Here is a 13,894-nt window from a genome sequence, read left to right as displayed (position 1 = left end):
GATGTAGGGTGGGATGACCTTCAAAGTCGCCATCATCGGCAGACCTAACGTCGGCAAATCGACCCTTTTCAATCGGCTGGTGGGAAGGAAGCTGGCGCTTGTCGACGACACGCCGGGCGTCACCCGCGATCGTCGCGTCCATGCCGCCAAGCTTTACGATCTGCATTTCGATGTCATCGATACCGCCGGCTTCGAGGATGCCGGCGCTTCGACCCTTCCGGGCCGCATGCGCGCGCAGACCGAAATCGCCATCCGCGAGGCGGACCTGATCTTCTTCACCATCGACGCCAAATCCGGCCTGCTGCCGGACGACAGGACCTTTGCCGAAATCGTCCGCAAATCCGGCAAGCCGGTCGTTCTGGTCGCCAACAAGGCCGAGGCGAAGGGCGCGCAGGGCGGCATGCTGGAAGCCTGGGAACTTGGCCTTGGCGAGCCGATCCCGGTTTCGGCCGAGCACGGCCAGGGCATGCCCGATTTGCGCGACGCGGTGATCGCGGCACTTGGCGAGGAGCGCGCCTTCGGTGAAGACGAAGACGGCGAAGGCGAAGAGACCGCGGGCGAGGTGCTGATCGGCGAGGACATCGCCGATCCGGACGCCGAGCCCACCTATGACGACACCAAGCCGATGCGCATCGCCGTCGTTGGCCGGCCGAACGCCGGCAAGTCGACGCTGATCAATGCGCTGATCGGCGAGGAGCGGCTGCTGACCGGACCGGAAGCCGGCATCACCCGCGATTCCATCTCCGTCGACTGGGACTGGCGCGGCCGCCGCATAAAACTGTTCGATACGGCCGGCATGCGCCGCAAGGCCAGGATCCACGAAAAGCTGGAAGTGATGTCGGTGCAGGATGGTTTGCGCGCCATCCGCTTCGCCGAGATCGTCATTATCGTGCTCGACGCCACCATTCCCTTCGAGAAGCAGGATCTGCAGATTGCCGATCTGATCATCCGCGAGGGCCGGGCGCCGGTGATCGCCTTCAACAAATGGGACCTGATCGACAATCCGCAGGAACTGCTTGCGGAATTGCGCGAGAAGACCGAGCGGCTGCTGCCGCAGGTGCGCGGCATCCAGGCCGTGCCTGTCTCGGCGGAGACCGGACGCGGGCTCGACAAGCTGATGGATGCCGTGCTGAAGACGCACAAGGTGTGGAACAGCCGCGTCTCGACCGGCAAGCTCAACCGCTGGCTCGAGGCCATCCTGACACATCACCCGCCGCCCGCTGTCGCCGGGCGCCGGCTGAAGGTCAAATACGTCACCCAGGCCAAGACCCGGCCGCCGGGCTTCGTGGTCCAGTGCTCGCGACCGGATGCGATGCCGCAATCCTATGTCCGCTATCTCTCCAACAGCCTGCGCGAGGCCTTCGACATGCCGGGCGTGCCGATCCGCATTGCACTGAGGACTTCCGATAATCCGTTCGCGGGCCGCGCCAAGAAGCGCTGACCTGTTGCTTGTCGCAACGCCGGCTGACGAAATCGAAGGGCGTCGGCTAAGAGACTAAGCGACTTTCAGTAGGTTCTCTTTTGTCTCGGCGCCCTCCGGCAACGCCTCGAACGCCGATTGCAACAGGATGTCGGCCAGCCGCGCCGCGACCGGGTCGAGCTCGGCATCCTTCTGGTGCAGGTGCAGGGCCATCCTTGGCAGTGGCGGCAGCCCGAGTACTCCGGGCGCCAGCGCCCTGACAGTGGCAGGCAGGCCGATATCGGTGCGGATCGTCAGTCCAAGGCCAGCGGTAACCGCCGCCCATATGCCGCCAAGACTGGGGCTGGAGAATGCCATGCGCCATGGCCGCCCGGCGCGATCCAGAGTCTCGGTCGCCACGGTGCGCAAAAGGCACGGCGCCTCGAACACCACCAGCGGCAGCGCCTCGCCGTTATGGGGGCCTGCCTCCATTGGTTTGGCCGGGCCGATCCAGCGCGCCTGCACGTCGGCGACATGCCGGCTGTATGGCAACGTCGTGCCGTCATGCCAGGCGAGCGCGATGTCGAGGTTGCCGGAGAGGACACGCTCGGCCAGTTCGTGGCTGCGTCCGATCCGTGCCTCGATCTTGACCTTGGGATGGGCGCGGGCGAAGCGCCCGAGCACTTCGGGCAACACGGCCTCGCCGAAATCCTCCTGCAGGCCGAGCCGCACCCAGCCTTCCAGTTCGACGTCATGGATGGCCGCCGCCGCCTCGTCATTCAGGTCGAGCAGCCGGCGCGCATAGCCGAGCATGGTCTCGCCGGCCTCCGTCAGCGCCAGGCCGCGCCCCGCCTTGCGGAAGATCGGCGTATCGGCCTGCTCCTCCAGTTTCTTCAGCTGTGCGCTGACTGCGGAGGTTGAACGGCCAAGCCGTTCGGCGGCCTTGGCGAAACTTCCCAGTTCCATGCCGGTGACGAAAGTCCTGAGAACGTCGAGATCGAATGTAACGCGTCGCATGATCGTCCTTGTTTTCAGGATTATTGATCAAAAACTTCCTGATTTTATGGATGAAGCTATGGCGCTACACCGATCCCCGTCAAGGCCGATCGACCACACAGTCACGGGAATGAAATCATGTCCACCGCCGTCACGCGAAACGATTGCCAGCCGTTCGGGCCAGGCATAGCCGACGCGACCGGCCGGACCTTCAGCCCTGGCCATCGCTGGAAGGTCCTGGGCATCGGCGTCGCCGCGAATGCCGGTTTTTCGGCCACGTTCTCGGGCATACCGGCCACGGCGGTCGTGCTTCGCCAGGGTTATCATTTAAGCAATGCCGAACTCGGCCTGGCGCTCGGCCTGCTTGGGCTGGGGGTCGCGCTCAGCGAATTGCCGTGGGGTTTGCTCACCGACCGCTGGGGGGATCGCCGCGTGCTTCTGATCGGGCTCGGTGCGACGGCGGCCTGGCTTCTGGCAATGGCGATGCTGGTCGTGCCGACACCATCGGGCATTCCCGATGTCACAGTGCTGGCGGCAAGCCTGCTTGTCACGGGACTGCTCGGCGGCAGTGTCAACGGCTCGAGCGGCCGCGCCATCATGGCCTGGTTCCGCGAGAACGAGCGCGGCTTTGCCATGAGCATCAGGCAGACGGCGGTGCCGCTTGGCGGCGGCCTCGGTGCGCTCGTCCTGCCGTCGCTTGCCCTGGCTTTCGGGTTCGCCGCGGTGTTCGGGTTGCTGGCGGCGGCATCCGCCATTTCCGCCCTGTTTGCCTGGCGTTGGCTGCACGAACCGCCAACGGCGGGTGAGGGGCACGTCGCATCATCTGGGGTGACCGGACCGGCGCCGTTGCGCAACATCGAGGTCTGGCGCATTTCGACTGCCATCGGCTTGCTTTGCTTTCCGCAGGTCGCGGTCCTCACTTTCGCGTCGGTGTTCCTGCACGACTTCGCCGGGCTTGGCACGGCGGCGATCAGCGCCAGCCTCGCCGCTGTACAGGTCGGCGCCATGGTCATGCGCGTATGGAGCGGCCGCTTCACCGACCGCCATGGCAATCGCCGTCGGTTTCTGCGCTTGTGCAGTGCGCTCAGCGCGCTGGCCTTCGTGGTGCTCTGGGTGCTGGTCCTGGCCATTCCGGCGCTGCCTGCCAGCCAATCCTACCTGATCGCCGTCCTTCCCCTGGTGCTTGTCGTTGCCGGCATCTCTGTCTCCGCCTGGCACGGCGTTGCCTATACCGAGCTTGCCACGCTGGCCGGTGTTGGCCATGTCGGAACGGCACTCAGCCTTGCCAACACCTTCGTGTTCGTCGGCTTCTTCCTCGTGCCGGTGGCCATTCCAGGGCTGCTGCACCTCTCGTCATGGCCTGGCGTCTGGCTGTCGGCAGCCGCCTGCGCGCTTGTCGCGTGGCCCATCTTCCTGCGGCCGGCCTGAGCGTTCCCGCCGCAAAACCGCCCGACTTCGAAGCCACGACCTCCAGCCGACCGGGAAAACCCGACCGATCCCGTTAACGTCCCATCAAGGTTAATGCATCATTTTGCTCTCCAGTGGGGTCAGTAGCGTTCCTGGAGAGAGTTCCGTGCATCGACGTGTGTTGAAGCGGCTGGTCGCCGCCGCCGGTGAGAAACGCAGCCTTGTGTCTCCGCTCATCATTGGCCTCGGCATCTGGATCGGCTTTCCGACCGTCGCCGCCTACCAAGACATGACCAGCCTCGTCTCCGGCCTCGAATCGCCTACCGCGCGCTGGAACTCCTATGTCGAGAAATCCATAGCCGGTTCGGTCCACGCGGCCGAGATGCCGTTTGTCGATTCCGACGTCACCGGTTCGATCTCGGGGTCCGGCGTGCGTCTTCCCGGCATCGGCTCCGTCTCGTTCCGCGGCAAGGGCGGCAAGGTCAGCGGGTCGCCCGACGAGGATCGCGTCATGCGCGCCGACAAGAAGGGCCGCATCGTCCAGGTCTCGCCGGTGGCGCCGCCGAAGAACTTCAATGCCGGCTCGATCTTCCAGCGGACCTCCTCGCTGATGCGGCCGAGCATGGACGGCGACCTTAAAATGGCCTTCGCCAAGCCCCAGATCAAAGGCAAGGAAATCCAGATCGCCGCGGCATTCCACGCGCGTGAGGACAAGAAGCCGGATCCCGGCGTGCCGGCCATGCTTGCCGCCCTCGTCAACAACGACCATCCCGATGTGCTGGCGACCGCCTATGCGCAATCCGAGCCGGACTATGCCAAGGCCTCACCCTTCGAAGTCCTGCTCCAGGACGAAGAGCCCAACAACGGCCGCTTCATTCCGCCGATGGCCAAGGGCGACCATTCGTGGATACAAAACCCGCTGCCGGCAACCGTCTTCTCCCAGCCGGAGCAGAAATGCCTAGCCAACGGCATCTATTTCGAGGCGCGCGGCGAAACCGTGCGCGGCCAGGCCGCCGTCGCCCAGGTGATCCTCAACCGGGTCCGCAATCCCGCCTATCCCAATTCGATCTGCGGCGTCGTCTACCAGAACGACAGCTGGTTCAACCGCTGCCAGTTCTCGTTCGCCTGTGACGGCAGGAAAAAGCGCATCGACAATCCTGTCGCCTACAAGACCGCGCAGGACATCGGTATGGCCGTCACCGCCGGCAAGATCTTCATTCCGGAGGTCGGCTCGTCGACCCATTACTATGCCCAATATGTCCATCCCGGCTGGGCGCGCACGATGCAGAAGATGACCAAGATCGGCTTGCATATCTTCTACCGGACCTACGGCGGCGGCTGGAGCTGAGCGGCCCGTCTACCGCCGCTGTTTTCGACCGGTCGCACAGTCGATCGGAGAGCCATTGCCGGGGGGATTCGCGCGACGTATTCCCCTGATCGCGGCGGGCACGATGTCGCACCTTTCTAATGTATTGATTTCATTGCCTAAAATACACAAGGCGGAACTTCCGCCCGTGGCTTGACGGGCGCAAACCCTCTAACTATGTTGCCGGCGACTTTAGAAGCGGACGGACGGTGACGGTCTGCCCGGGCAGGGGGGTTGCGATGGCCGAGAAAAACAGGCCAGACGGAACCGGAGAAACCGGCCGCGGCAAGCAGCATGACGCCGAAATCCGCGACGACGATCTTGAGCGACGTCGGCGTGAACTTGGAGCATCGCTTGCGACAAGGCTGCCGAACCGGCTCGAGGGGAAAGACGACGCGAAACCAGTGACCGGATACGGTCAGGCACTCAAACTGTCCAGCGAGTTCATCGCCGGGGTGGTGGTCGGTGCCGCCATCGGCTGGATCATCGACCGTCTGGCGGGAACATCGCCATGGGGTCTGATCGTTTTCCTGCTGCTTGGTTTTGGCGCCGGCGTGCTCAATGTCATGCGTTCGGCAGGCGTTGTGGCGGAATTCGGACAAGGCGCGAAGCCGCGCCGTGACCGGGACGACAGCAAATGACCGCCCTTCTGGCGGCCTGTGAAAATAGCCGCCTTCCATGCGGCAATGACAATTTGGCCGTGCGCGGCATAGACGGGGTTTGAACGTGGCAGCTGACAAGGTCGATCCGATCCACCAGTTCCATATCAACAAGCTAATACCGATCGAGATCGGCGGCTATGACCTGTCTTTCACCAATTCCGCCCTATTCATGGTCGCCACCGTGGTTGTCGCAGCCGCGTTCCTGTTCCTGACGACCTCGAGCCGCAGCCTGGTCCCCGGCCGGCTGCAGTCGGTCTCTGAAATGGCCTATGAATTCGTCGGCAACATGCTGCGCGACGCCGCCGGCACGCAGGGCATGAAATTCTTCCCCTTCGTCTTCTCGCTGTTCATGTTCGTGCTGGTCGCCAATCTGCTCGGCCTGTTCCCCTATTTCTTCACCGTCACCAGCCACATCATCGTCACCTTCGGCCTTGCCGCCCTGGTGATCGGAACCGTAGTGGTCTACGGCTTCATGAAGCATGGTTTCGGCTTCCTGAAGCTGTTCGTGCCGCATGGCGTGCCGGTGTTCCTGCTGCCGCTGGTGGTGCTGATCGAAGTCATTTCCTTCGTGTCGCGCCCGGTCAGCCTCTCGGTTCGTCTGTTCGCCAACATGCTCGCTGGCCACATCACGCTCAAGGTGTTCTCCGGCTTCGTCGTCAGCCTCTCCGCGCTGGGCGCGGTCGGCGTGGCGGGTTCGATCCTGCCGCTGGCCATGGCGGTGGCGCTGACGGCGCTTGAATTGCTGGTCGCCTTCCTGCAGGCCTATGTCTTTGCCGTGCTGACCTGCATGTATCTCAACGACGCCCTGCATCCCGGGCATTGAGGCAAGAGTTTCGGCCCCAAGAGTTTCGGCCAATTGGCGCCGGATGGAATAACAACGGAATTTCAGATCCAAAGGAGTTGAACAAATGGACGCAGAAGCAGCAAAGTACATCGGCGCCGGCATTGCTTGCCTGGGCATGGGTGGCGCGGGCATTGGCCTGGGCAACATCTTCGGCAGCTACCTCTCGGGCGCGCTGCGCAACCCGTCGGCTGCTGACGGCCAGTTCGGCCGCCTGATCTTCGGCTTCGCCGTGACCGAAGCTCTGGGCATCTTCTCGCTTCTCATCGCGCTGCTGGCCCTGTTCGGCTGAGCATTGAGAAGATTGGACAGGCCGGCCGCGCGAGCGGCGGGCCTGATATCTGGGGATAGTCCATGTTCGTGACATCTGCCTTCGCGCAAGAGTCCGCGCCATCAGCCGACACCAGCCACGCTGCGACCGGAGGCGACACGCATTCCGGCACCGGCGTGCCTGCGGAAGCGCACGGCACGTTTCCGCCATTCAATCCGGAGACGTTCCCGTCGCAGCTTCTGTGGCTGGCGATCACGTTCGGGCTGTTCTACCTCTTCCTGAAGCGGGTGGTGATGCCGCGCGTGGGCGGCATCATCGATGTCCGCAACGATCGCATCAGCCAGGATCTCGACCAGGCAGCCAAGTTGAAGGGCGAGGCCGACGCCGCCGTTGCCGCTTACGAGCAGGAACTGGCGGAAGCCAAGAAAAACGCCAATGCGATCGGCCAGCAGGCCAACGACGCGGCCAAGGCGGAAGCCGAGACCGTGCGCAAGAAGATCGAGGCCGCACTCGACGAGAAGCTGGGCGAGGCCGAGGCACGCATTGCTTCCATCAAGGCCAACGCCATGAAGGAAGTCGGCAGCATCGCCGAGGACACCGCTTCGGCGATCGTCGAGGCACTGGTCGGCGGCAAGGCCAGCAAGGCCGAGATCGCGGCCGCGGTCAAATCCGTGGCCGGGTGAGGAGCGCATCATGGACGCTACATCTCTCGCAACGCTCTGGGCCACGGTTGCCCTGATCATCTTCCTGGCCATCGCCATCTACATCAAGGTGCCCGGCATGATCGCCAAGGCGCTCGACGCCCGCGCCGCCAGGATCAGCAATGAGCTCGACGAGGCCCGCAAGCTGCGCGACGAAGCCCAGCAACTGCTTGGCCAGTACAAGAAGAAGCGCAAGGAAGCCGAGCAGGAGGCCGCCGACATTGTCGCGGCAGCCAAGCGCGAGGCTGAAATGCTGGCCGCCGAGGCGCACAAGAAGACCGAGGACTATGTCGCCAGGCGCACCGCGCTTGCCGAACAGAAGATCGGCCAGGCCGAGCGCGAAGCGATCGGCGAAGTGCGCGCCAGCGCCGTCGATATCGCTGTCGAGGCCGCCCGCGCGCTGCTCGCTGCCAAGGTTGACGCCAAGGCCGGAGCCGACCTGTTCAAGTCCGCGCTGCAGGATGTGAAGGCCAAGCTCAACTGAGCTGAGGGTATGAAGCAAATCAAAAGCCGCCCGGGAAACCTGGCGGCTTTTTTGTTTTGTGCCGTATGAATTCGTCATCCTAGGGCGAAGTAAGGAGCGAAGCGACGCGCGCAGACCTTAGGATCCAGGCCGGGACTTACGAGCGTCGCAACGGTGGCCGTCGCCTCACTCCAGCCCGGCAAAACTCCCTTCTTCCGCCACCTCGACGCCACCCAGCCTGAACGGCGCGAACGAGACGCGGTGCAGCCGTGCCACGGGGCCATGCGCCTCGATCGCCGTGCGGTGCCGGGCCGTGGCGTAGCCCATATGGACTTCGAAACCATAGCGGTCGTGGTGGCTGCCGCAGCCGCACATCATGCGGTCTCGCATGACTTTGGCGACGATCGAGGCGGCGGCGATCGACTGCGAGCGCTGGTCGCCCTTGATCAGCGCCCGGCCGTCGCACGGCAATCCCGGCGGCACGTCGCGACCGTCGGCAAGCGCGAGCTTCGGTTGAACCGACAGTCCGACCACAGCCCGGCGCATCGCTTCCAGGCTGGCCTTCAGAATGTTGCTGCCGTCTATGCCCTCGGCGCTGATCGAGGCCATGGAAACAGCCTGCGCCGAGCCGAGAATGCGCAGGAACAGCGCTTCGCGCTGCAAATGGCTAAGCCGCTTGGAATCGTCGAGCCCTTCGGGAATGTTGGCCGGATCGAGCACCACTGCCGCCGCCACCACCGGCCCGGCCAACGGGCCCCGGCCGGCTTCGTCCATCCCCGCGACCGGCCACAGGCCATCGGCCATCGCCTTCGTCTCGAAGGAGAAATCGGGTTTCTCGACGATTTCGAAGAGAAGCGGAGAATCGGAACGCGCGCGAGCCATGTTGCGGCGAGGTTCGCATCGGCTCCGATTCTCCGCAAGTCCCTCCGGGTCGGGTGGGGCGCCGGACCGGGAGGGCACCGTCTGCAGGCCGGGGCAGGCCGGACGGGATTTTTTCGCCACGGCGGCAATCAAACGGCCGCGGCGGTCTGATCGTTCAAAGCAGCATCAACTGCTCCTGGTCCTTGCCGGCCGCGACGAACTGGTCGGTCCGCAGCGTGCGCCGTTCGGCATTGAGGCCGAGCCGCTTGGCGGTGATCTCGAAGCGCCGGCCGATCTGCCAGGCATAGGGTCCGGCGCCCTTCATGCGCTTGCCCCACTCCGAATCGTAGTCCTTGCCGTCGCGCATCGAACGGATCAGCGACATGACGTGGCGATAGCGATCGGGATAGTGGCGCAGCAGCCAGTCCTTGAAGATCGGGCTGACCTCCAGCGGCAGGCGCAGCACGACATAGCCAGCCTCGCGCGCTCCGGCATGGTATGCCGAGTCGAGGATGCGTTCCATCTCCTGGTCGGTCAGGCCCGGAATGATCGGCGCCACCATCACCGAAGCCGGGATGCCGGCATCCGAAAGCTGCCTGATCGCCTCCAGCCGCTTGGTCGGCGTCGATGCGCGAGGCTCCATCGTCCTCGCCAGCATGCGGTCGAGCGTCGTCACCGACAGCGCCACCTTGGCCAACCCGCGCTCGGCCATGCGCGACAGAATGTCGATGTCGCGCACCACCAAGGCCGATTTGGTGACGATGCCGACCGGATGGCCGCGTGCCTCGAGCACTTCGAGGATCTCGCGCATGATCCGGTACTGCTTCTCGATCGGCTGGTAGGGATCGGTGTTGGTGCCGATGGCGATGGTACGCGGCTGGTAACCGTCCTTCGACAATTCCTTGTCGAGCAGGCGGGCCGCGTCCGGCTTGGCGAACAGCTTGGATTCGAAATCCAGGCCCGGCGACAGGCCCATGAACGAATGCGTCGGCCGCGCGAAGCAATAGACGCAACCGTGCTCGCAGCCGCGATAGGGGTTGATCGACCGGTCGAAGGAGATGTCGGGCGATTCGTTGCGGGTGATGATGGTGCGCGGCTTCTCGACTTGCACCTCGGTCTTGAACGGGGGCAGTTCCTCCAGCGAACTCCAGCCATCGTCGAAGACATGCCGGCTGACAGGTTCGAACCGGCCGGACGGATTGATGCCCGCCGACCGGCCGCGGTTGCGGTCCGGACGGACCCGCATCCCGCTCTGCTCGATCATCGCATTGGCCATCTCGGCTCGTCCTGCTCCGAAGGCTGCAATGTCGGCGCGCATGATCGGTTCCATCTTCGCCCGCTCCCAGGGACTGTCCGTGTTCTGTCGAATCGCTCTGCTCATGAAATTATTCCTATTTTACCGATGAGAACAAAGCAAGAACTTTCTATGGTGCGCCGCAAAAACTGGCGCCGGCCAACCCTTTCCGCTATTCGGCTAGTCATGCTCAGTGTTCTCATCGAAACGCACAATGACGAGGAGGGCCTCGCCCGCACGCTGGCGACGCTGATCGGCGGCGCGGTCGAGGGCGTGGTGCGCGAGGTCGTGATCTGCGACACCGGCTCCACCGACCACACGCATCGTGTGGCCGAGCATGCCGGCTGCCACTATGTGGGGAGCGGCGGCATCGCCGCCGGCATTCGCCAGGCCAAGGGTGACTGGCTGCTGTTTCTCGAACCGGGTGCGAGGCTGGTGGAGGGTTGGATCGACGCGGTTGTCGCCCATACGGCCAGGCAGACAATGGCCGCCCGGTTCTCGCGAGCGCGGGGCAGCCGTCCGCCGTTCCTGGCCCGGGTCTTTTCGGCAAACCGTGCGCTCGCCGACGGACTGGTGATCAGCAGACGGCAGGCGGCATCCCTGTCCAAGAATGCCGGCAGCGCCGAGGCGTTGGCACGCGGTCTGGCGACAAAGAAGCTCGACGCCGAGATCTGGGCGGCGCCGCCGAGGCAAAGGTGATTTTTGCGACTGCTCTTTGGCAGGCGCGGACTTCGATTTGCGATGGATCCGGTTCGGTCGAAAATCGCAGGCGTATATTGCCGCAATGGCACCCGCGGTGTGCATGGTCCCAGTTTGCACGGCCATATCTGCCTTCTCGTGAACGCTAGGGATTGCCCACGAAAATACTGTCTCCGGCATCCGGTTTGGAATGGCCGTTCGAAAGCGCCGGCGCTGTTCTGCCTGGCGAACACGGCGTGAAGCCGGCACTTTGCCTAGGCTTTTTAAGGGGCAGATTTCCCCCGCCGCAGATGCTCGTCCAGGCGCGGCATGATCTCGACGAAGTTGCAGGGCATGTGCCGGTAGTCGAGCTGTGCCTTCAAGATGCCGTCCCAGGCGTCCTTGCAGGCGCCGGGCGAGCCCGGCAGCACGAAGACGAAGGTGGCGTTGACGACGCCGCCGGTCGCGCGGCTCTGGATCGTCGAGGTGCCTATCTTGTCGTAGGAGATGCGGTGGAACACTTCCGAGAAGCCATCCATGCGCTTTTCGAAGATCGGCTCCAGCGCCTCGGGCGTCACATCGCGGCCGGTGAAACCGGTGCCGCCGGTGGTGATCACGACGTCGACGGCCTTGTCCCGCGACCACGCCAGCACGGTGTCGCGGATCTTTTCGCGATCGTCGGTGACGATGTCGCGGGCAGCCAGGATGTGACCCGCCTCGGTGATGCGATCGGCCAGCGTCTGGCCGGATTTGTCGTCGGCGAGGCTGCGTGTATCGGAAACCGTCAGCACCGCGATGCGCACCGGAACGAAGGCACGGTTCTCGTCAATCCTGGCCATCTCACTCGGCCTCCGAGGCCATGCTGCGCGTTGCGGCGACGAACCAGTCGGGCTGGCGGGCGCGGATTTCGGCGGCCGCGCGCTTGGCGACATTGCCGGTCTCGAACAGTCCGAAGCATGTCGCGCCCGATCCCGACATCCGCGAAAATCCCGATCCGGCCTTATCGAGCCAGGAAAGCGCCCTGCCTATGGCTGGCTGCATCGCAACAGCCGCCGGTTCGAGGTCGTTGCGGGTCACCTCCAGCCAGTTGCGCAGGCTGTGAAAATCGACGCCGCGCGGCAGCGGCGGCAGGGGCTCATTGTCGCGATGGGAAAGGGCCGCGAAGATTTCCGCCGTCGACACCGGCGTTCCCGGATTGACCAGCACCAGTCCCAGCGCCGAAAAATCCGGCACCACCGAGAGCTCCTCACCAATGCCGCGCGCCACCAGCGGCTTTGCCGCCAGGCACATCGGCACGTCGGCGCCGAGCGACAGACCGATCCGCGCCAGCTCGGCGCTATCGATGTCCAGCCCCCAGCTCTCCGCCAGCCCGCGCAGCACGGCCGCCGCGTCGCTCGACCCTCCGCCCACGCCGGACGCGACCGGAAGGTTCTTTTCGAGCCTGATGGTCACGGGCGGCGTGCTGCGAATGCCGGCGGCCTGCCGCAACGCGTCGCGCGCCTTCAGCACCAGATTGCCGCCGTCGAGCGGGACGTCCGGCGCGTAACGGCCGGACACTGCAAAATCGTCGGCGTCGGCCGGCGCGATCTCGATCCTGTCGCCAAAGCGCGTGAACACAGCCAGGCTTTCGATGAGGTGGTAGCCATCGGGGCGCCTGCCGGTGACGTGCAGGGCAAGGTTTATCTTGGCGGGTGCTGCCCACGTCCGGACAACCGGTCCGGAGTCCACGGTCTCGATTGCGAGTGAAATGAGCGTCAGTCCTTGGCCAGCCGGTATTCGCCGGTCTTCGGATCCTTGACCAGCGTTCCCATCGTGCCGTTCGCCGCCTGTTTTTCGGTCCGCCGCACCTTGGCCGTCACGCGCTCGGCCTCGCGCAGGAAGGTGCGGTAACCGAAATACGCGGCGACGCCGACGACGGCGATGAAAATGAGCTGCGGCATGTCAAAACTCCTACCACGCAGGGCCGGTAAGGGCGGCCGGTCGGGTCTTTCGGGCAACCATGCTAGACGCTTTCATGGCTTTTTCAAAGGCCGAAGCGCGTCCACAATGCGCGCTCTTCCGCCGCATCGATGATTCCGCTGGCCGCGGCCGCGGCGATGTCGGGCGCTGAAAAGCCCTTGTTCGAGCCGAACAGGCCGAAGCGGCTGAACAAACCGCGCGGCGCCGAGACCAGCCTGAGCTGGGTCTTCGGCCCGAAGCGGGTCTTCAACACCGTGCGCATGTCGCCGAGCGCATCGACAAGGCCAAGTTCCAACCCTCGCTTGCCGGTCCAGAACAGGCCGGTGAACAGGTCCGGGTCGTCCGCCAGCTTCGTGCCGCGCCGCTCTTTAACCAGGTCGATGAAGGTCTCGTGCACTTCGAGCTGCAGCGCCTTCAGCCGCTCGACGTCTTCCTTTTTCTCGGGCTTGAACGGGTCGAGCACCGCCTTGTTCTGGCCGGCGGTATGGACACGGCGCTCGACGCCAATCTTCTTCATCAATTCGGGGAAGCCGAACGAGGCCGATACGACGCCGATCGAACCGACGATGGAGGAGGGGTCGGCGAAGATCTCGTCGCCGGCGACCGCGATCATGTAGCCGCCGGAAGCCGCGACGTCCTCGACGAAGACAAGCACCTTCTTGTTTTTCTCGACGGCGAGATCGCGGATGCGCTTGAAAATCAGCCGCGACTGCACAGGGGAGCCGCCAGGGGAATTGATCGAGATCGCGACCGCCGGCGCGTCGAAGGAGAACGCCTTTTCGATCAGTCCGGCGGTGGAGGCAATCGACAGGCTCGGCCGGAACTGGCCGCCGCCGGCCATGATGGTGCCGTGCAGCCGGATGACCGGAATGGTGACGACGGTGGAGCGCCAGGATTTCGGCAGCAGGCGGTTGAAAAGACGTTTCACGGTGGCGTGGTCTCCGGCAATGGTTGCAGGCATGTAGGGATTTCCCGGCCAACGGCAATGCGCGGGCC

General features: G+C 64.5%; 16 protein-coding genes. 9 read left to right on the top strand and 7 right to left on the bottom strand.

Annotation, left to right across the window (positions count from 1 at the left end):
- Positions 1–13 precede the first annotated feature (13 nt).
- Positions 14–1,441 (top strand): ribosome biogenesis GTPase Der, encoded by a 1,428-nt coding sequence (der, locus tag LB569_RS16405; protein ID WP_140705732.1) that lies wholly within the window; start codon positions 14–16, stop codon positions 1,439–1,441.
- Between the two features lie 54 nt (positions 1,442–1,495).
- On the opposite strand, the gene LB569_RS16400 is transcribed toward der, so the two are convergent.
- Positions 1,496–2,416 carry a LysR substrate-binding domain-containing protein gene (locus LB569_RS16400; protein ID WP_224693202.1) on the bottom strand — a complete coding sequence of 307 codons (921 nt, stop codon included), beginning with the start codon at positions 2,414–2,416 and terminating at the stop codon, positions 1,496–1,498.
- A gap of 117 nt (positions 2,417–2,533) precedes the next feature.
- On the opposite strand from LB569_RS16400, the gene LB569_RS16395 reads away from it, so the two are divergent.
- From LB569_RS16395 to LB569_RS16365, 7 genes are all read left to right on the top strand, one after another.
- Positions 2,534–3,823 carry an MFS transporter gene (locus tag LB569_RS16395; RefSeq protein WP_224693201.1) on the top strand — a complete coding sequence of 430 codons (1,290 nt, stop codon included), beginning with the start codon at positions 2,534–2,536 and terminating at the stop codon, positions 3,821–3,823.
- Between the two features lie 145 nt (positions 3,824–3,968).
- On the top strand, positions 3,969–5,150 hold the full coding sequence (locus tag LB569_RS16390; RefSeq protein WP_224538017.1) for a cell wall hydrolase: 1,182 nt from the start codon (positions 3,969–3,971) through the stop codon (positions 5,148–5,150).
- Between the two features lie 257 nt (positions 5,151–5,407).
- Entirely contained in the window at positions 5,408–5,809 is a 402-nt protein-coding gene (locus LB569_RS16385) for an AtpZ/AtpI family protein (protein ID WP_140705736.1), read from the top strand.
- Positions 5,810–5,894: 85 nt separating this feature from the next.
- Positions 5,895–6,653, top strand: coding sequence for a F0F1 ATP synthase subunit A (locus LB569_RS16380; RefSeq protein ID WP_140705738.1), 759 nt, complete (start codon positions 5,895–5,897; stop codon positions 6,651–6,653).
- 85 nt (positions 6,654–6,738) lie between these two features.
- A complete protein-coding gene (locus tag LB569_RS16375) occupies positions 6,739–6,963 on the top strand; it encodes a F0F1 ATP synthase subunit C (protein WP_013896722.1) in 225 nt (74 codons plus the stop codon).
- 62 nt (positions 6,964–7,025) lie between these two features.
- Positions 7,026–7,625 carry a F0F1 ATP synthase subunit B gene (locus LB569_RS16370; RefSeq protein WP_224693200.1) on the top strand — a complete coding sequence of 200 codons (600 nt, stop codon included), beginning with the start codon at positions 7,026–7,028 and terminating at the stop codon, positions 7,623–7,625.
- Between the two features lie 10 nt (positions 7,626–7,635).
- On the top strand, positions 7,636–8,127 hold the full coding sequence (locus LB569_RS16365; protein ID WP_224693199.1) for a F0F1 ATP synthase subunit B: 492 nt from the start codon (positions 7,636–7,638) through the stop codon (positions 8,125–8,127).
- Positions 8,128–8,292: 165 nt separating this feature from the next.
- Here LB569_RS16365 and LB569_RS16360 read toward each other — a convergent pair whose 3' ends face one another.
- Complete coding sequence (locus LB569_RS16360; RefSeq protein WP_224693198.1) at positions 8,293–8,988, bottom strand: ribonuclease HII; 696 nt, start codon at positions 8,986–8,988, stop codon at positions 8,293–8,295.
- A gap of 154 nt (positions 8,989–9,142) precedes the next feature.
- On the bottom strand, positions 9,143–10,297 hold the full coding sequence (locus tag LB569_RS16355; protein WP_140705924.1) for a PA0069 family radical SAM protein: 1,155 nt from the start codon (positions 10,295–10,297) through the stop codon (positions 9,143–9,145).
- 150 nt (positions 10,298–10,447) lie between these two features.
- Here LB569_RS16355 and LB569_RS16350 point away from each other — a divergent pair, with 150 nt between their 5' ends.
- Positions 10,448–10,960: a glycosyltransferase gene (locus tag LB569_RS16350; protein WP_224693197.1), complete on the top strand. Its 513-nt coding sequence runs from the start codon at positions 10,448–10,450 to the stop codon at positions 10,958–10,960.
- Positions 10,961–11,223: 263 nt separating this feature from the next.
- Here LB569_RS16350 and moaB read toward each other — a convergent pair whose 3' ends face one another.
- The 4 genes from moaB to LB569_RS16330 all read right to left on the bottom strand — a co-directional run bounded on the left by moaB (position 11,224) and on the right by LB569_RS16330 (position 13,826).
- Positions 11,224–11,778 (bottom strand): molybdenum cofactor biosynthesis protein B, encoded by a 555-nt coding sequence (moaB, locus tag LB569_RS16345; RefSeq protein WP_224693196.1) that lies wholly within the window; start codon positions 11,776–11,778, stop codon positions 11,224–11,226.
- A 1-nt stretch (position 11,779) separates the two neighbouring features.
- Positions 11,780–12,667 carry a 4-(cytidine 5'-diphospho)-2-C-methyl-D-erythritol kinase gene (locus tag LB569_RS16340; RefSeq protein ID WP_224693195.1) on the bottom strand — a complete coding sequence of 296 codons (888 nt, stop codon included), beginning with the start codon at positions 12,665–12,667 and terminating at the stop codon, positions 11,780–11,782.
- Positions 12,668–12,693: 26 nt separating this feature from the next.
- Complete coding sequence (locus LB569_RS16335) at positions 12,694–12,879, bottom strand: hypothetical protein (protein ID WP_224693194.1); 186 nt, start codon at positions 12,877–12,879, stop codon at positions 12,694–12,696.
- Between the two features lie 83 nt (positions 12,880–12,962).
- Complete coding sequence (locus LB569_RS16330; RefSeq protein WP_224538696.1) at positions 12,963–13,826, bottom strand: S49 family peptidase; 864 nt, start codon at positions 13,824–13,826, stop codon at positions 12,963–12,965.
- Positions 13,827–13,894 lie beyond the last annotated feature (68 nt).

It is taken from the genome of Mesorhizobium sp. BH1-1-4, assembly GCF_020165665.1.
In the GTDB taxonomy this organism is placed as follows: Bacteria; Pseudomonadota; Alphaproteobacteria; order Rhizobiales; family Rhizobiaceae; genus Mesorhizobium.
Note: the sequence above shows the minus strand (reverse complement) of the source record. Positions and strands in the feature narration are given on the sequence as shown.